The 15,901-nt window shown below is 69.9% G+C and carries 15 protein-coding genes and 5 tRNA genes; 14 read left to right on the forward strand and 6 right to left on the reverse strand.

All coding sequences use genetic code 11. The features are described 5' to 3' along the window. Positions 1–314 precede the first annotated feature (314 nt). From B7C62_27085 to B7C62_27100, 4 genes are all read right to left on the reverse strand, one after another. Positions 315–896, reverse strand: a complete 582-nt coding sequence (locus tag B7C62_27085; protein ID ARF75510.1) for an ATP-binding protein — start codon at positions 894–896, stop codon at positions 315–317. Beyond that, a complete protein-coding gene (locus B7C62_27090) occupies positions 877–1,284 on the reverse strand; it encodes a hypothetical protein (GenBank protein ARF75511.1) in 408 nt (135 codons plus the stop codon). The genes B7C62_27085 and B7C62_27090 overlap by 20 nt, the downstream gene beginning before the upstream one ends. A gap of 134 nt (positions 1,285–1,418) precedes the next feature. Beyond that, positions 1,419–1,832, reverse strand: coding sequence for a dynein regulation protein LC7 (locus B7C62_27095; protein ARF75512.1), 414 nt, complete (start codon positions 1,830–1,832; stop codon positions 1,419–1,421). Between the two features lie 9 nt (positions 1,833–1,841). Further along, on the reverse strand, positions 1,842–5,552 hold the full coding sequence (locus B7C62_27100) for a histidine kinase (GenBank protein ID ARF75513.1): 3,711 nt from the start codon (positions 5,550–5,552) through the stop codon (positions 1,842–1,844). 578 nt (positions 5,553–6,130) lie between these two features. On the opposite strand from B7C62_27100, the gene B7C62_27105 reads away from it, so the two are divergent. The 9 genes from B7C62_27105 to B7C62_27145 all read left to right on the forward strand — a co-directional run bounded on the left by B7C62_27105 (position 6,131) and on the right by B7C62_27145 (position 10,238). Beyond that, positions 6,131–6,319 (forward strand): hypothetical protein, encoded by a 189-nt coding sequence (locus B7C62_27105; GenBank protein ID ARF75514.1) that lies wholly within the window; start codon positions 6,131–6,133, stop codon positions 6,317–6,319. Positions 6,320–6,579: 260 nt separating this feature from the next. Beyond that, positions 6,580–7,365 carry a 2-hydroxyhepta-2,4-diene-1,7-dioate isomerase gene (locus B7C62_27110; protein ID ARF75515.1) on the forward strand — a complete coding sequence of 262 codons (786 nt, stop codon included), beginning with the start codon at positions 6,580–6,582 and terminating at the stop codon, positions 7,363–7,365. Further along, complete coding sequence (locus B7C62_27115; protein ARF75516.1) at positions 7,358–8,833, forward strand: glutamate--tRNA ligase; 1,476 nt, start codon at positions 7,358–7,360, stop codon at positions 8,831–8,833. Before B7C62_27110 ends, B7C62_27115 begins: the two co-directional genes overlap by 8 nt. A gap of 101 nt (positions 8,834–8,934) precedes the next feature. Continuing rightward, the gene (locus B7C62_27120; protein ARF77395.1) at positions 8,935–9,654 is read left to right on the forward strand and encodes a hydrolase; all 720 of its coding nucleotides are present in this window, start codon (positions 8,935–8,937) and stop codon (positions 9,652–9,654) included. 88 nt (positions 9,655–9,742) lie between these two features. Continuing rightward, positions 9,743–9,814, forward strand: a tRNA-Gln gene (locus B7C62_27125). Between the two features lie 38 nt (positions 9,815–9,852). Next, positions 9,853–9,925, forward strand: a tRNA-Glu gene (locus B7C62_27130). Positions 9,926–9,985: 60 nt separating this feature from the next. Further along, a tRNA-Glu gene (locus tag B7C62_27135) sits at positions 9,986–10,058 on the forward strand. A gap of 12 nt (positions 10,059–10,070) precedes the next feature. After that, positions 10,071–10,142: transfer RNA gene (locus B7C62_27140), tRNA-Gln, on the forward strand. Between the two features lie 20 nt (positions 10,143–10,162). Next, positions 10,163–10,238 (forward strand) — tRNA-Glu (locus B7C62_27145). Between the two features lie 60 nt (positions 10,239–10,298). On the opposite strand, the gene B7C62_27150 is transcribed toward B7C62_27145, so the two are convergent. Beyond that, positions 10,299–10,940 carry a transcriptional regulator gene (locus tag B7C62_27150; GenBank protein ID ARF75517.1) on the reverse strand — a complete coding sequence of 214 codons (642 nt, stop codon included), beginning with the start codon at positions 10,938–10,940 and terminating at the stop codon, positions 10,299–10,301. A gap of 88 nt (positions 10,941–11,028) precedes the next feature. Between B7C62_27150 and B7C62_27155 the strand changes: the two genes are divergently transcribed. After that, complete coding sequence (locus tag B7C62_27155; protein ARF75518.1) at positions 11,029–11,532, forward strand: hypothetical protein; 504 nt, start codon at positions 11,029–11,031, stop codon at positions 11,530–11,532. Between the two features lie 179 nt (positions 11,533–11,711). On the opposite strand, the gene B7C62_27160 is transcribed toward B7C62_27155, so the two are convergent. Beyond that, positions 11,712–12,428 carry an IclR family transcriptional regulator gene (locus B7C62_27160; GenBank protein ID ARF75519.1) on the reverse strand — a complete coding sequence of 239 codons (717 nt, stop codon included), beginning with the start codon at positions 12,426–12,428 and terminating at the stop codon, positions 11,712–11,714. A gap of 175 nt (positions 12,429–12,603) precedes the next feature. Here B7C62_27160 and B7C62_27165 point away from each other — a divergent pair, with 175 nt between their 5' ends. The 4 genes from B7C62_27165 to B7C62_27180 all read left to right on the forward strand — a co-directional run bounded on the left by B7C62_27165 (position 12,604) and on the right by B7C62_27180 (position 15,767). Continuing rightward, the gene (locus B7C62_27165; GenBank protein ID ARF75520.1) at positions 12,604–14,031 is read left to right on the forward strand and encodes a 3-isopropylmalate dehydratase large subunit; all 1,428 of its coding nucleotides are present in this window, start codon (positions 12,604–12,606) and stop codon (positions 14,029–14,031) included. Positions 14,032–14,033: 2 nt separating this feature from the next. Further along, on the forward strand, positions 14,034–14,627 hold the full coding sequence (locus tag B7C62_27170; GenBank protein ARF75521.1) for a 3-isopropylmalate dehydratase small subunit: 594 nt from the start codon (positions 14,034–14,036) through the stop codon (positions 14,625–14,627). A gap of 104 nt (positions 14,628–14,731) precedes the next feature. After that, positions 14,732–14,959 carry a hypothetical protein gene (locus tag B7C62_27175; GenBank protein ID ARF75522.1) on the forward strand — a complete coding sequence of 76 codons (228 nt, stop codon included), beginning with the start codon at positions 14,732–14,734 and terminating at the stop codon, positions 14,957–14,959. A 142-nt stretch (positions 14,960–15,101) separates the two neighbouring features. Then, on the forward strand, positions 15,102–15,767 hold the full coding sequence (locus B7C62_27180) for a DNA-binding protein (GenBank protein ARF75523.1): 666 nt from the start codon (positions 15,102–15,104) through the stop codon (positions 15,765–15,767). Positions 15,768–15,901: the final 134 nt, after the last annotated feature.

Here is a 15,901-nt window from a genome sequence, read left to right on the forward strand (position 1 = left end):
CGTTCAGGGCCGTACTACTCGGGAGTTCGTCGCATTGCAGCACGGGGACGGGCTCGGTTCCAAACACTTGGAATTGATCATTCCGAGTGGCCCACGCCTCAGATAAAACGGGCATAAAGAGCGAGCCCCGTCAAAAGGCGGGGCTCAAGTGAGCGCAGCGGCACCGGATGGATGCGTCGGGTGGTGGCGCGAGGGCAATTCTCTGTCGAAATGTTATGAACACGGGGGCGGATCGTGTCAAACGACACAGGCCGCCCCCGCGTGACTACAGCAACTTCCGTACGACGAAAACGACTTACGGCTACGTGCCGGGACTACTTCAGTCGTGCCATCAGGGCGTGCTCCACCAGGGTGATCAGACCGCTCTTGGCATCCGCACGGTGCCGGGCGTCCGTCGTGATGATGGGTGCGTCGGGCCCGATCTGGAGCGCTTCGCGTACCTCGTCGGGGGTGTAGGGCTGGTGTCCGTCGAAGCCGTTGAGGGCGATGACGAAGGGGAGGCCGCTGTTCTCGAAGTAGTCGACGGCGGGGAAGCAGTCGGCGAGGCGGCGGGTGTCGACGAGGACGACGGCGCCGATGGCGCCGCGGACCAGGTCGTCCCACATGAACCAGAAGCGGTCCTGGCCCGGGGTACCGAAGAGGTACAGGATCAGGTCCTGGTCGAGCGTGATGCGGCCGAAGTCCATGGCGACGGTGGTCGTCGTCTTGTCCCCGGTGTGGGTCAGATCGTCGATGCCCGCGGACGCGGACGTCATGACGGCCTCGGTGCGCAGCGGGTTGATCTCCGAAACGGCTCCGACGAACGTGGTCTTGCCCACGCCGAAGCCGCCCGCCACCACGATCTTCGCCGAGGTGGTGGCGCGGCCCGTACCGCCGCTAGAGCTTGCGAAGTCCACTGAGCACCCTTTCGAGCAGTGTCACATCCGGCGCGCCGCCGGCCTCTCCGTTGCCCGGCTGGTGGATGGCCACCATGCCGGCTTCCGCCAGGTCCGCCACGAGGATGCGGGCGACGCCGAGCGGCATCGACAGCAGTGCGGAGACCTCGGCCACCGACTTGACCTCACGGCACAGGTGGCAGATCCGCTGGTGCTCGGGGAGCAGGGTCCCCAGATGCGCCGGGTCCGCGGTGGTGCTGACCAGTGCCTCTATCGCGAGCTGGTAGCGCGGCCGGGTCCGGCCGCCGGTCATGGCGTAAGGACGAACCAGCGGCTGGTCGCCTCCCTCGTCGTACGACGCGTGGTGCAGTGCGCCGTACGGATCGGGTGAGGCGGGTGGCGGGGTCATGAATCCTCCGGGCGTGACAGCAGGTTCTCGGCTTGCCGTCTGAAGGGGCCGGTGGGGGGTCTCTGGCGGCCGGACGGGTGAGGGTTGTGGGCGTTACCTGGGGGGATTGTGTCGCGAATCCGCTGCATGGCCGCCTAGTGGAGCAGACTGCCCTGGAGCTCGGCGCGGAGGTCGGGCGTGAGGACGGTGCCCGCACGGTCGACCAGGAGGGCCATTTCGTACCCGACCAGACCGATGTCGGCGTCCGGGTGGGCAAGGACGGCGAGTGAAGATCCGTCGGAGATGGACATCAGGAAGAGGAACCCGCGCTCCATCTCCACGACGGTCTGGCTGACGGCGCCGCCCTCGAAGATCCGGGAGGCGCCCGCGGTCAGCGACGTCAGACCGGAGGCCACGGCCGCCAGCTGGTCGGCGCGGTCGCGCGGGAAACCTTCGGACATCGCCAGCAGCAGGCCATCCGCGGAGACCACCACCGTGTGCGACACCCCTGGGGTGTTGTCCACGAAGTTGGTGATCAGCCAGTTCAGATTCTGCGCGGCCTGACTCATGGGGCTCAACTAACGCTCCTGCTGGTGAGTGGGGCCGAGATGGATACTGCCGGTCGACGGGCCGTTGTTGGCCTGCCGTCCCTGCTGGATGCCCCGGCGGAGATTGGTCAGACGACCGCGTACGTCATCGGGCGCACGCGAAACCTGAGGTCCGGACTGGTGATTCTGCTGCTGAGCGGTCCCCGGAACCAAATTGGCGCGGGGAACGCGGCGGGGCAGCCCGGATGTGGTGACCCCGCCGGCGGCCGGCTTCTTGACCCGCTCGGCCTGTCGTACGAGCTCGTCGTTGGGCGAGGCACGCCAGGAGCTGGTGACCGGGGCGTCGGCCGCACCGTGCTGCGGCGCGGGCGGAACGGGCACCCCGACGGGCTCCGGAGCGGCCGGGGCCTGCGGCTCGGCCGCCTGCTGACCGCCCTGGCCCGGACCGTGGAACCAGTTGGTCTCCAGGGTGTCGTACAGCGGCGTACGGCCGTCCCCGGGACCGGCCGGAGGCAGGGCCTCCGGCTGCTGGGGCAGCGCGGGGCGGCGCGGAGCCTCGCCCGCCGGGGGCACCGGCGGACGGCGGTCGCCGAAGCCGTTCTCGTCCCGGCCGCGCTGACGCGGCGCGGGGAGGCCCTGGCCCTGGCTCTGCTGGTACGGGACGCCGAAGTCCGGCCGCGCGAACTGCGTGGTGCTCGCCGCGTCCTGGCCCTGCTGCTGGTACGGGCCCTGGGGGGCCTGCGGCGCCGAGAAGTCCGGGCGGGCGAACTGGGAGGTCGCGGCGGGGTCCTGCTGGTCACCCAGGGGCCGCTGGTTCTGGTTCCCGTGGGCACCGAACGCCGGGTCCTGGCCGCCGCCCGGCCGGGCGAACTGCCCGGTCGCGTCGTGCTCCTCGTGGCCGCGCGGGGCGTCGATGCCCCAGTTGGTGGTCTGCGGGCGCTGCTGTGGGGAGCCGCCGGGCAGCTCGGCCCGGGGTCCGCCGGTCGGCGGCAGCTGACGGCCGGGGCCGCCGGGCTGCTGGAAACCGCCCTGGTCGCCGGGGCCGTTCTGCTGCTGCCGGGCCTGCTGGGGCTGCGGGGCACCGGGGCCCTGCTGTCCCTGCTGGTTCGGCGGTGCGAACTGGCCCGTACGGCCGTTCTGCCCGGGGGAGGGCGGAGCGCCGTGGCCGAACAGGTTGGGCTGACCCGCGTCCGTACGGCCGGGGGCCTCGCCCTGGCCGCCGCGGGCGCCGAGCCGGGCACCGTTGCCGAAGGCGCCGGAGAGGCTGCCGCCCTGGCGCTGCGGCTCCTGGCCCGGGAAGCCCTGGCTCTGGTTGCCGTTGCCCTGGGGGCCGTTGTTCTGCTGGCCCTGCGGCCGGCCCGCGTTGTCCCGTGCGGGCAGGGCGGCGCGCGGACCGGAGCCCGCACCGACCTGGCCGCGCTGGGCGCCGGGGCCGGAGCCGAGGCTCTTGGCGCCGGGGCCGCCCGGACCGCCGATCCCCGGACGCTGGCCGCCGTTGCCCGCGCCGCCGTTCCCGTTCCCGGCGAGCAGGCCGCCGGGGGCGCCGCCGCCCTGCTGGCCGGGGCCCTGCTTGGACGGGGGCTGCTTGCCGCCGTGGGCGACGTCGACGGGGAGCATGACGAGCGCGGTCGTGCCGCCGGAGTCGGAGGGGCGCAGCTGGATGCGGATGCCGTGACGCAGCGACAGCCGGCCGACCACGAACAGACCCATGCGGCGGGAGACCGAGACGTCCACGGTGGGCGGCTGCGCGAGCCGCTCGTTGATCGCCGCGAGGTCTTCGGGGGAGAGGCCGATACCGGTGTCGTGGATCTCGACCAGCACCCGGCCGTCGGGCAGGGCGTGACCGGTGACCTTGACCTTCGTCTGCGGCGAGGAGAACGACGTGGCGTTCTCCAGCAGCTCGGCGAGCAGGTGCACGAGGTCGTTGACGACCCGGCCCGCGACCTCGGTGGCGGGCACCGCGGAGAGTTCGATGCGCTCGTACTGCTCCACCTCGGAGGCGGCGGCACGGAGCACGTCGACCAGCGGTACGGGGCGGGTCCACCGGCGGCCCGGCTCCTCGCCCGCGAGGACGAGGAGGTTCTCGCCGTTACGGCGCATACGGGTCGCGAGGTGGTCGAGCTTGAAGAGCGAGGAGAGCTGGTCCGGGTCGGCCTCGCGCGACTCCAGTTCGGAGATGAGCGAGAGCTGACGCTGGATGAGGCCCTGGGAGCGGCGCGAGAGGTTGGTGAACATCGCGTTGACGTTGCCCCGGAGGAGGGCCTGCTCGGCGGCGAGGCGGACGGCCTCGCGGTGCACGTCGTCGAAGGCCGCGGCCACCTGGCCGATCTCGTCCCGGGAGTGCACACCGACCGACTCGACGGAGGTGTCGACGTCCTGCGGGTCGGTCTCGGAGAGCTGCTTGACGAGCTCGGGCAGCCGGTCCTGGGCGACCCGGGTGGCGGTGTCCTGGAGGCGGCGCAGCGAGCGGATCATCGAGCGGGCCACCACGAAGGCGCCGACCAGCGAGACACCGAGCACCAGGAAGATGACCGCACCGTTGAGGATCGCGTCGCGCTGCGAAGCCTCGCGCAGCTCGCGGGCCTTGGCCTCCATGTCGCTCAGGAGGGTGGTCTCGATCGTCTTCATCGCGTCGATCTTGGTGGAGCTCTGGTCGTACCAGTCCATGTACGAGCGCACCCGGGCCCCGTCGATCCCGTTCGGGGTGTCGAGGATGTGCTTGGCGTACATGTTCGCCGCGTTGATCTCGGGGTTGTTGCCGTTGTCCAGCGGAGCCATCAGGTCCACCGCGCTCTCGCCGGTCGATCCGTAGATCGACTTGAACGAGCTGATGGCCCGGGTCTCCTTGTCGAGCGCGTTGGAGCCGAACTGCTTGTCGTTCTCGTTGAGGTGCGGTTCCTTGACCGAACCACCGGGCAGCGCGGCGGCGATGATCGCCCGCTGGATCGAGGCGTACTCCTTGGCGGAGGAGAACGCCGCCAGGGCTCGGGTCCGCTTGATCATGTCCGGGTTGCTGGTCGCCTGGGCCATGTCCTGGGACAGGCTGAGCAGCGAGGTGATCAGCTGGCTGTACTGGTCGATGGTGTTGAGGGACGGCGCGTCCTTCTCGTACGCCGACTTGCGGATCGACCGGATGTCGCCGAGCTGCGAGGCGATCTGGGCGACGCTCGCGTGGATGCTCTCCAGCGCGTCGTCGCCCTCGAAGTCGCCGATGTCGTTGGTCGCGTCCAGGAACGCGTCCTTGGCCCGGTCGGTCTTCTCGCGGGGCTGGGAGACCTTGTAGTCGGTCGCCTTGGACCCGTTGGAGAGCGGACCGGCGGACTGGTCGCGCTCGACCTGGAGCGCCTGGGCGAGCGAGGTCGCCTGCTTGGTCATCTGGGTCAGCAGCTGCATGTGCTCCAGCTGCTGCATGTCGGTCATGGACTCGTTGATCCGCAGACCGCCGAGGCTGGTGGCCACGACCACGGGGAGGGCCAGCAGCGAGACCAGTCGCGTACTGATGCGCCAGTTACGGAGCGCTATTCGCGAGCCCGTGTCGACCGGGCCGCGGGAGGCGGGAGACGTGCTCGGCTCGGCTCCGCCGCTCGGCGCGGAGCCTTGGCCCTGCGTACGGTCGCTGTTGTCGCCGGCGGCGGCCGGCCCGGGGTTCTGGGCGTGCTGGGGCGAGGAACCGCGGTCGGTCCCGCCGCGCGGCTCCTGTTCCGCCGGAGCGCTGCCATCCCTCTTGAAACGTCCCTGCACTAGCGTCGCAACCTCTGGACCAGGCGTTCCGCCCGTGAACAGGCAGAACGGTGTCGGCGTCGTGGGGCGCTGGACGCGCCCCATGGTGGTCGTTGAGTGACCGGCGTACTTCCCCCTCCCGCCGCCGCCCGGCGCTGCGTTGCGCCCCGGTGCGCCGGTCTGAAACCCGCGGCGGTGCGTGGAATTCCAGCACAGTGCAGGATCTCCAACAAGGCCCATGTACCGGGCTGTGACCTGCGTGACACGTTGTGATGAATGAGTAACCAGCAGTGGAGAGTGATCGTGGGTAAAACGGACTATCGGGGATGAGTCGCTCAGGGGTGCAGGGTGTCCCAGTCGAGATGATCAGGAGCGGAATGGTGGATTCAGTGGTGCAATGTCCGTTTCCTGCACCGTGATCCACTGCCCGTAATGGGCTAATTGTCCATTACTTCGTGAGCAAACTCACACGATGATCGTCGCCTCATCCGCCGATCGGCGGGGAATCGGATGTTTAGCCTGACGCTTTACAGGGATGGCGAATCCGACAAGCAGGCGTCACCGAGGTGGCGCCCCTACCGACAGGGTCCTGACGGCAGATGAAGACGACGACTGTGTTCCGCAACATTGCCAACCCCCGGCGCACCACGCTGGCGCACCTCAAGGACGCCGGAGCGCTGCAGACGCCCTTCCTGCCGGAGCACGCCGCCGACCTGCCCACCGTGACGGCCAACCCGCGCCGCACCATCCTCATGGAGGCCCCGGTCGCGGCCGCGACCGCCCCGTAGCCCTCCCCGGGGAATGCGCGAGGCTGCACCCCCTCACGGCGCCAGCGCCTCGCCCGGCCCGGATCGCCCCGTCACGCCGCCCAGCACGCACGCTCGCGGCGTTGGCCAAACGCCCTGGTAGCTCCGCTACAAGGGCCTTCGGCCGCCTTGCGATCGCACGCACTGGACGACGCTCCTTTTGGGGCGATCCGCGCCGGGCGAGGCGCTAGCCTGGAGCGTCAGTCTTCAGCCAGCCAGCAAGTGAGGGGCGACAGCATCCCGTGCGCATCGCCAGGTTCTCCATCGACGGCAATGTCGCCTTCGGCGCCGTCGAGGGACAGGGCACCGTGGAATCCGGTGACCTCGTCCTCGACATCATCAAGGGCATCCCGTACGCCGACTTCGAGCTCTCGGGCACCAAGGTCCCGCTGAACAAGGTCCGGCTGCTGCCCCCGGTGCTCCCCAACAAGGTCGTGGCCATCGGCCGCAACTACGCGGAGCACGCCGCCGAGCTCGGCCACGAGGTCCCCGAAGCGCCGATCACCTTCTTCAAGCCCACCACCTCGGTGATCGGCTCCGGCGACGCGATCGAGTACCCCTCCTTCTCCAGCGAGCTGCACCACGAGGCCGAGCTGGCCGTGGTCATCGGCCGCATGTGCCGCGAGGTCCCGCGCGAGCGTGTCAAGGACGTCATCCTCGGCTACACCTGCGCCAACGACGTCACCGCCCGCGATGTGCAGCGGCGCGAGAAGCAGTGGGCCCGCGCCAAGGGCTTCGACACCTCCTGCCCGCTGGGCCCCTGGGTGGAGACCGACGTGGACCCCCACGACCTCACCATCCAGGCGACGGTCAACGGCGAGCAGCGGCAGCTCGGCCGCACCAGCGACATGGTCCGCTCCATCGAGGACCTGATCGTCCACATCACGGAGGCCATGACCCTCCTCCCGGGCGATGTGATCCTCACCGGAACCCCCGCAGGGGTCGGACCCCTGCACGTCGGCGACGAGGTCGCCGTCACCATCGAAGGCATCGGCACTCTCACCAACAAGGTGATCAAGCGTGGCTAACGCACCTGTACGCGTCCGTTTCTGTCCCTCCCCGACCGGCAACCCCCATGTGGGCCTGGTCCGCACGGCCCTGTTCAACTGGGCCTTCGCCCGGCACCACCAGGGCACCCTGGTCTTCCGGATCGAGGACACCGACGCCGCGCGCGACTCCGAGGAGTCCTACGAGCAGCTGCTCGACTCCATGCGCTGGCTCGGCCTGGACTGGGACGAGGGCCCCGAGACCGGCGGCCCGCACGCCCCCTACCGCCAGTCGCAGCGGATGGACCTGTACAAGGACGTCGCGGAGAAGCTGCTCGCCGCCGGGTACGCGTACGCCTGCTACTGCACCACCGAGGAGCTGGACACCCGCCGCGACGCCGCCCGCGCCGCCGGGAAGCCGTCCGGTTACGACGGCCACTGCCGCGACCTCACCGCCGAGCAGAAGGCGGCGTACGAGGCCGAGGGCCGCAGCTCGATCGTCCGCTTCCGGATGCCCGACGAGGCCATCACCTTCACCGACCTGGTCCGCGGCGACATCACCGTCCAGCCGGAGAACGTCCCCGACTACGGCATCGTCCGCGCCAACGGGGCCCCGCTCTACACGCTGGTCAACCCGGTCGACGACGCCCTGATGGAGATCACCCACGTCCTGCGCGGCGAGGACCTGCTCTCCTCCACCCCGCGCCAGATCGCCCTGTACCGGGCGCTCATCGAGCTGGGCATCGCCAAGGACATCCCCGCCTTCGGCCACCTGCCGTACGTCATGGGCGAGGGCAACAAGAAGCTCTCCAAGCGCGACCCGCAGGCATCCCTCAACCTCTACCGGGAGCGCGGCTTCCTCCCCGAGGGGCTGCTGAACTACCTCTCGCTGCTCGGCTGGTCGATCGCCGAGGACCGCGACATCTTCTCGGTGGACGAGCTGATCGCGGCGTTCGACATCAAGGACGTCAACGCCAACCCGGCCCGCTTCGACCTCAAGAAGGCCGAGCACATCAACGCCGAGCACATCCGCATGCTCGACGAGAAGGCGTTCGCCGAGGCGTGCGGCCCCTGGCTGAAGGCCCCCTTCGCGCCCTGGGCCCCGGAAGCGTTCGACGCGGAGAAGTGGACGCGGATCGCCCCGTACGCCCAGACCCGGGTCACGGTGCTCTCCGACATCACCGACAACGTCGACTTCCTCTTCCTGGACGAGCCGGTGGAGGACGAGGCGTCCTGGGCCAAGGCCATGAAGGGCGACCCGGTGCCCCTCCTCACCACCGCCCGCGCCCACCTGGGGGCGGCGGACTGGAACGAGCCGGAGTCCCTGAAGAACGCCGTGCTCACCGCCGGTGAGGCGTACGGCCTCAAGCTCGGCAAGGCCCAGGCCCCGGTCCGGGTCGCCGTCACCGGCCGCACCGTCGGGCTGCCGCTCTTCGAGTCCCTGGAGATCCTGGGCCGCGAGAAGAGCCTGGCCCGCATCGACGCGGCGCTGGCCAGGCTGACCGCGTAACACGACCAGCACGCCCGAGGAGGGCCGCGGCCGACCGGCCGCGGCCCTCCTCGGCTTTATACGGACCCCACGGCCGCCGGCATCCGGCTACCGTGACGTACATGCCGATCCGAGCCGTGCTCTGGGACATCGACGACACGATCTTCGACTACGCGGGTGCCGACGACACCGGGATGCGCCTCCACCTGGAAGGCGTGGGAGTGCCGGAGGTGTACGCGTCGGCCGACGAGGCCCTCGCCGCCTGGAAGGCGATCACCGTCCGGCACTGGGCGCGCTTCGCCGCCGGGGAGACGGACTTCCCCGGGCAGCGCCGGGACCGGGTGCGGGAGTTCCTCTCGCGGGTCATGGAGGACGGAGAGGCCGACGAGTGGCTCGCCGGGCACCTGTCCCACTTCGAGGCCGCCTGGGCGCTCTTCCCGGACGTGCTGCCGGTCCTCGACCGGCTGGTGCCCGACTACCGCCACGCGATCCTGTCCAACTCCAGCACCGGCCACCAGCACCGCAAGCTCACCGCCCTCGGCGTCCGGGACCGGTTCGAGGCGATGGTCTGCGCGGTGGAGCTGGGCATCTCCAAGCCCGAGCCCGGCGCCTTCCACGCGGCCTGCGAAGCGCTGGCGCTGGAGCCGCACGAGGTGGCGTACGTGGGCGACGAGCCCGACATCGACGCGAGCGGGGCCGTGGCCGCCGGGCTGAGGGGGATCTGGCTGGACCGGCGGGGGAGGGGCGGACGCCCGGACCTCGTGACGATCACCGGCCTCGACCAGCTCCCCGGCCTGCTGGCGGGCGATACCCGTTTTGGAGCGCCGGACACCTTCGGGTAATGTTCTTTCTGCGCCGCCCGAGCGGGACGGAAGATCCGAACGGGAAGCGCAGACAGAAGTGAAACCCCCTCCAGGGGTTGCATTTCAGTGGGCTATGGTGTAATTGGCAACACTACGGTTTCTGGTACCGTCATTCTAGGTTCGAGTCCTGGTAGCCCAGCGCAGTACAAGCAAGACCAGCAGTATCCAGCAGGACAAGCCCCCGTTGTGTAGCGGCCTAGCACGCTGCCCTCTCACGGCAGTAGCGCCGGTTCGAATCCGGTCGGGGGTACAGATCCTTCCCGCGAGAACACCTGGGTCGCACCCACGTTTTCGATGCAGGATCGCTAGGGCCCCCGTTGTGTAGCGGCCTAGCACGCTGCCCTCTCACGGCAGTAGCGCCGGTTCGAATCCGGTCGGGGGTACTTGTCCCACCATGGGCTATGGTGTAATTGGCAACACTACGGTTTCTGGTACCGTCATTCTAGGTTCGAGTCCTGGTAGCCCAGCGCACGTCAGCAGTAACCACGCCCCCGTTGTGTAGCGGCCTAGCACGCTGCCCTCTCACGGCAGTAGCGCCGGTTCGAATCCGGTCGGGGGTACAACAGAGCGGTACGGGAAGGCCCTTCACCTCGGTGAAGGGCCTTCTTCCGTTCCCGCCCCCCTCAGAGCCCGTACCGCCGGGCGCTCTCCTCGCTCTGGGCCAGCCGCCGCAGGGACATCAGCAGCGGCTCGTACAGCACCGCCGAGGCGACGGCCTTCTCCACCTGCTCGGCCTCGGAGGCGTACGTCTCCATCTCGTCCAGATCGTGCACCGCCGCCTGCTCCATGATCCGGGCCTGCCGGGTCAAGTAGCCGATGTCACACGGATATCCGAGCCGGACCAGTGTGGCCACCGAGGCGACCAGGGAGCGGTACACCGGGGAGAGCTCCCCGAGCTCCAGCACGGTCGACCACCCCAACTCCGTGAGCAGCGCCGCCACCTGGGCCCGTGCGGTCGCCGTCTCCGGGGCCTCCTCGTCCGGCGCGGGCCCGTGCGGCAGGGCCCACAGGGCCGCCCCCAGCCGGATCGTGCGGCCGAGCGACTCGTCGTCCACGTGCGCCAGCACCTCACGGGCCGTCGCCACCGGCAGCCGCCCGACCTGGATCAGCGCCCGCACCAGCCGCAGCCGCCGCAGATGCCCCTCGTCGTACTCCGCCTGCGTCGCGCTGATCCGGCGGCCCGCCGGCAGCAGCCCCTCGCGCAGGTAGTACTTGATCGTCGCCGTCGGCACACCGCTCCGCTCGCTCAGCTCCGCCAGTCGCAATCTCCGCGCCTTTCCTTGCGCCGCCCCTTGGATGGTGCCACTATCCAACCATTGGATAGTGGCACTCTCCAACGAATGGAGGCACACCGTGTTCGCGAAACCGATACCCGGCCGGATGACGGCGGGAGCCGAGGGCGAGGTCGTCGTCCTGCTGATCGGGATGCGCATCAACCACTTCCGGGGCATCCACCACTGGCTGCCCGTCCTCGCCGCGATGCCGCGCATGCTGCGGGAGTTGACCAGGGACCCGAGCCGCGGACTGCTCGGCTACACCCTGCTGACCGGCTCGCCGCGCACGTACTACGTCGTCCAGTACTGGGAGTCGCGGGAGAAGCTGTACGCGTACGCCTCCGCGCCCGACATGTTCCACCGCCGGGCCTGGGCGATCATCAACCGCAAGGAGAAGAAGTCCCGGCAGCACGTGGGGCTCTGGCACGAGAGCTACATCGTGCCCGAGGGCGGCTATGAGTCGATCTACGCCGACATGCCGCCCTACGGTCTGGCCGCGGCGACCGAGGTGCTGCCGGTCCGGGCGCGGGGCCGCAGGGCGGTGGACCGTCTCGCCCACCGGTCGTCCGGGGAAGCCGTGTAGTCGAGGTCGTCCGGGGAAGAAAAAGGGCCGCCACGGCGCTGGGGCGGCCTTCCGGAGGGGATCTGTGTACGGGAGGGGCAGGGGCGGGTGCGCGGGCTGCCCGGTGGGGCGTGCCCGGCAGGGGTGTCCGTCGGCGCGGGCGGGCTGAGCGTGCCCCCGGGCGCGTGACGGGACGGGTGTCAGCCCGAGCGGCGCAGGGCCTCGCTCAGCCGGGCCGCCGAGTCGATGACCGCCTGGGCGTGCATCCGGCCCGGGTGGCGGGTGAGCCGCTCGATCGGTCCGGAGACCGAGACGGCGGCGACCACCCGGTTCGACGGGCCGCGCACCGGGGCGGAGACCGAGGCGACGCCCGGCTCCCGCTCGCCGATCGACTGGGCCCAGCCCCGCCGCCGTACGCCGGAGAGCGCCGTCGCCGTGAACCTGGCCCCCTGGAGGCCCCGGTGCAGGCGCTCCGGCTCCTCCCAGGCCATCAGGATCTGGGCCGACGATCCCGCCTTCATGGTGAGCGTGGAGCCGACCGGCACCGTGTCCCGGAGTCCGGACAGCCGCTCCGCCGCCGCCACGCAGATGCGCATGTCGCCCTGCCGGCGGTAGAGCTGGGCGCTCTCGCCGGTGATGTCGCGCAGGTGGGTGAGTACGGGTCCGGCCGTGGCCAGCAGGCGGTCCTCGCCCGCCGCGGCTGCCAGTTCCGACAGCCGGGGGCCGAGAATGAACCGGCCCTGCATGTCCCTCGCCACCATCCGGTGGTGTTCCAGTGCCACGGCCAGACGGTGGGCCGTGGGCCGTGCGAGCCCTGTCGCCGCGACCAGCCCGGCGAGGGTGGCCGGACCGGACTCCAGAGCGCTCAGTACCAGAGCTGCCTTGTCGAGAACGCCGACGCCGCTAGAGTTGTCCATACGACGATACTCCCGTCTCACTCTGTGAAACGCAAGTTCAATTTTCAGCGGAAGTTGCGAACCTGTAGAGGCGGCCCCACAACGGCCCGCGGCCACCGCCCCGCACGAGGATTCCGGACGGCGGCGCACCGAATCTCTAGTTGGGCCGGCGAAGGCGCCGGCCGGAGGGAAAGCGATGGGTAGGACACTCGCGGAAAAGGTCTGGGACGACCATGTCGTCCGGCGCGCGGAGGGCGAGCCCGACCTTCTCTTCATCGATCTGCACCTGCTCCACGAGGTGACCAGCCCGCAGGCGTTCGACGGTCTGCGCCAGGCGGGGCGCCCGGTGCGACGGCTCGACCTCACCATCGCCACCGAGGACCACAACACCCCGACCCTCGACATCGACAAGCCGATCGCCGACCCGGTCTCCCGCGCCCAGCTGGAGACCCTGCGCAAGAACTGCGCGGAGTTCGGCGTCCGGCTGCACCCGCTCGGCGATGTCGAGCAGGGCGTCGTGCACGTGGTCGGCCCCCAGCTGGGCCTGACCCAGCCCGGCACCACCGTGGTCTGCGGCGACTCCCACACCTCCACGCACGGGGCGTTCGGCGCGCTGGCGTTCGGCATCGGCACCAGCCAGGTGGAGCACGTCCTGGCCACCCAGACGCTGCCGCTGGCCCGGCCGAGGACCATGGCCATCACCGTCGAGGGCGAACTGCCCGAGGACGTCACGGCCAAGGACCTGATCCTGGCGATCATCACCCGGATCGGCACCGGCGGCGGCCAGGGCTACATCCTCGAATACCGCGGCTCCGCCATCGAGAAGCTCTCGATGGAGGCCCGGATGACCATCTGCAACATGTCGATCGAGGCCGGTGCCCGCGCGGGCATGATCGCCCCGGACGAGACCACCTTCGCCTATCTGGAGGGCCGCGACGCCGCCCCCAAGGGCGCGGAGTGGGACGCCGCCGTGGCGTACTGGAAGACCCTGCGCTCCGACGACGACGCGGTGTTCGACGCCGAGGTCGTCATCGACGCCACCGAACTGGCCCCGTTCGTCACCTGGGGCACCAACCCGGGCCAGGGCGCGCCGCTCTCCGCGAACGTCCCCGACCCTGCTTCGTACGAGGACGCCTCGGAGCGCAACGCCGCCGAAAAGGCCCTGGAGTACATGGGGTTGACCGCCGGGCAGCCGCTGCGCGAGATCAGCGTGGACACCGTCTTCGTAGGTTCGTGCACCAACGGCCGCATCGAGGACCTGCGCAACGCCGCCTCGATCCTGGAGGGCCGCAAAGTCGCCGACGGCGTGCGGATGCTGGTCGTCCCCGGCTCGGTCCGGGTCGCCCTCCAGGCCGTCTCCGAGGGCCTGGACAAGGTCTTCACCGGGGCCGGCGCCGAATGGCGGCACGCGGGTTGCTCGATGTGCCTCGGTATGAACCCCGACCAGCTGGCCCCCGGCGAGCGCTCCGCCTCCACCTCGAACCGCAACTTCGAGGGACGGCAGGGCAAGGGCGGCCGGACCCACCTGGTCTCGCCCCAGGTCGCCGCCGCCACCGCCGTACTGGGCCATCTGGCCTCGCCCGCCGACCTGTCCGACACCCGTACCCCCGCCGGAGTCGCATAGCCATGGAAGCCTTCACCGCACACACCGGCCGGGCCGTCCCGCTGCGCCGCAGCAACGTCGACACCGACCAGATCATCCCCGCCCACTGGCTGAAGAAGGTCACCCGCGACGGGTTCGAGGACGGCCTCTTCGAAGCCTGGCGCAAAGACCCCGACTTCGTCCTCAACCGCCCCGAGCGGCAGGGCGCCTCGGTCCTGGTGGCCGGTCCCGACTTCGGTACGGGCTCCTCCCGCGAACACGCCGTCTGGGCGCTCCAGAACTACGGCTTCAAGGCCGTCGTCTCCGCCCGCTTCGCCGACATCTTCCGTGGCAACTCGCTGAAGAACGGCCTGCTGACCGTGGTCCTGGAGCAGCAGGTCGTCGACGCCCTGTGGGAGCTGAGCGAGGCCGACCCGACCGCCGAGATCACCGTCGACCTGGAGGCCCGCCAGGTCCGCGCCGAAGGCATCACGGCCGACTTCGAGCTGGACGAGAACGCCCGCTGGCGGCTGCTCAACGGCCTCGACGACATCAGCCTCACCCTTCAGAACGAAGCGGACATCGCGGCTTACGAGGCGGCCAGGCCGACCCACAAACCGCGTACAATTGACGCCTGAGCAGCGCTTTTCCATGACTGCGCCCCCTGCCTCCCGGCAGGGGGCGCAGTCGCTTGTTGAGCCCCCCTCGGGCGACAACTCGCCCCAGATGGCACAATCGGTGCATGGAACGCGACAGCCAACTCAAGCTTTACGGCCAAGTCGCCGACCGATTGAAGGAAGCGCACGCGAAGGTGCGTGCACTGCAAGTCCCGGAGGGCGTACGGATGGCGCTGTCCCGGAAGCTGCTGGTCGTCACGGCCGCGGCGAAGCACGATCTCCCGGACGCGGCAAGGCGTCTGGACCGGTTGATGAAGGACCTCGATGAGGGCCGATTCCCCGAAGGTGACTGACACGTGGAACTGCGCATCGGTCGACTTCGTTGCGGCACTAGGGTGATTAGCCCGTTTCGTGTTTGATTTGCGGTATATATCTGCCTAACGTGCGAAAAAGCTTGAACACTTTCGTTCTGGCAATGTCTCCGAAGGGGAAGACGTGAACAAGGCGCAGCTCGTAGAAGCGATTGCCGACAAGGTCGGCGGCCGTCAGCAGGCCGCGGACGCTGTCGACGCGGTACTCGACGCGATCGTCCGTGCCGTGGTCGCCGGGGACCGTGTCTCGGTCACCGGCTTCGGCTCGTTCGAGAAGGTCGACCGCCCCGCCCGGTACGCCCGCAACCCGCAGACGGGTGAGCGCGTCCGGGTCAAGAAGACCTCGGTGCCCCGCTTCCGCGCGGGTCAGGGGTTCAAGGACCTGGTGAGCGGCTCCAAGAAGCTCCCCAAGAACGACGTGGCCGTGAAGAAGGCCCCCAAGGGCAGCCTGTCGGGCGGATCTTCCGCCGCCCGTACGACGGTCAAGGCCGCCGCCGCCAAGAAGTCGGCCGCCAAGAAGGCCACGGCGAAGAAGACCACCGCCAAGAAGACCGTGGCACCGGCGAAGAAGACCACCGCCACCGCCAAGAAGGCCACCGCCAAGAAGGCGACCGCCACGGCGAAGAAGGCCACCCCGGCCGCGAAGAAGGCGACCGCGACGGCCAAGAAGGCCACCGCCACGGCCAAGAAGACCGCGCCCGCCAAGAAGGCCACGGCGAAGAAGGCGCCCGCGAAGAAGACCACCGCGCGCACCACCACGGCCAAGAAGGCCACCGCACGCAAGAAGTGACCGGGTAACCGATCGCTTCCAGAAACGCGCCGGGCCGGGCTCCCCTCCGGGGGAGCCCGGCCCGCGGGCTGTCCGGAACCCGTTCGGCCCAGTGAGGCCGCCCGGGACGCCTTCCAGGACGCCTTCCGGAACGC

Source organism: Kitasatospora albolonga (assembly GCA_002082585.1).
GTDB lineage: Bacteria > Actinomycetota > Actinomycetes > Streptomycetales > Streptomycetaceae > Streptomyces > Streptomyces stephensoniae.

Excerpts from the sequence above, each read along its gene's own strand:
- B7C62_27090 (ARF75511.1), bottom strand. The coding sequence starts at position 1,284 with ATGACCCCGCCACCCGCCTCACCCGATCCGTACGGCGCACTGCACCAC.
- B7C62_27095 (ARF75512.1), bottom strand. The coding sequence starts at position 1,832 with ATGAGTCAGGCCGCGCAGAATCTGAACTGGCTGATCACCAACTTCGTG.
- B7C62_27105 (ARF75514.1), top strand. The coding sequence starts at position 6,131 with ATGAAGACGACGACTGTGTTCCGCAACATTGCCAACCCCCGGCGCACC.
- B7C62_27120 (ARF77395.1), top strand. The coding sequence starts at position 8,935 with ATGCCGATCCGAGCCGTGCTCTGGGACATCGACGACACGATCTTCGAC.
- B7C62_27160 (ARF75519.1), bottom strand. The coding sequence starts at position 12,428 with ATGGACAACTCTAGCGGCGTCGGCGTTCTCGACAAGGCAGCTCTGGTA.
- B7C62_27165 (ARF75520.1), top strand. The coding sequence starts at position 12,604 with ATGGGTAGGACACTCGCGGAAAAGGTCTGGGACGACCATGTCGTCCGG.
- B7C62_27170 (ARF75521.1), top strand. The coding sequence starts at position 14,034 with ATGGAAGCCTTCACCGCACACACCGGCCGGGCCGTCCCGCTGCGCCGC.
- B7C62_27175 (ARF75522.1), top strand. The coding sequence starts at position 14,732 with ATGGAACGCGACAGCCAACTCAAGCTTTACGGCCAAGTCGCCGACCGA.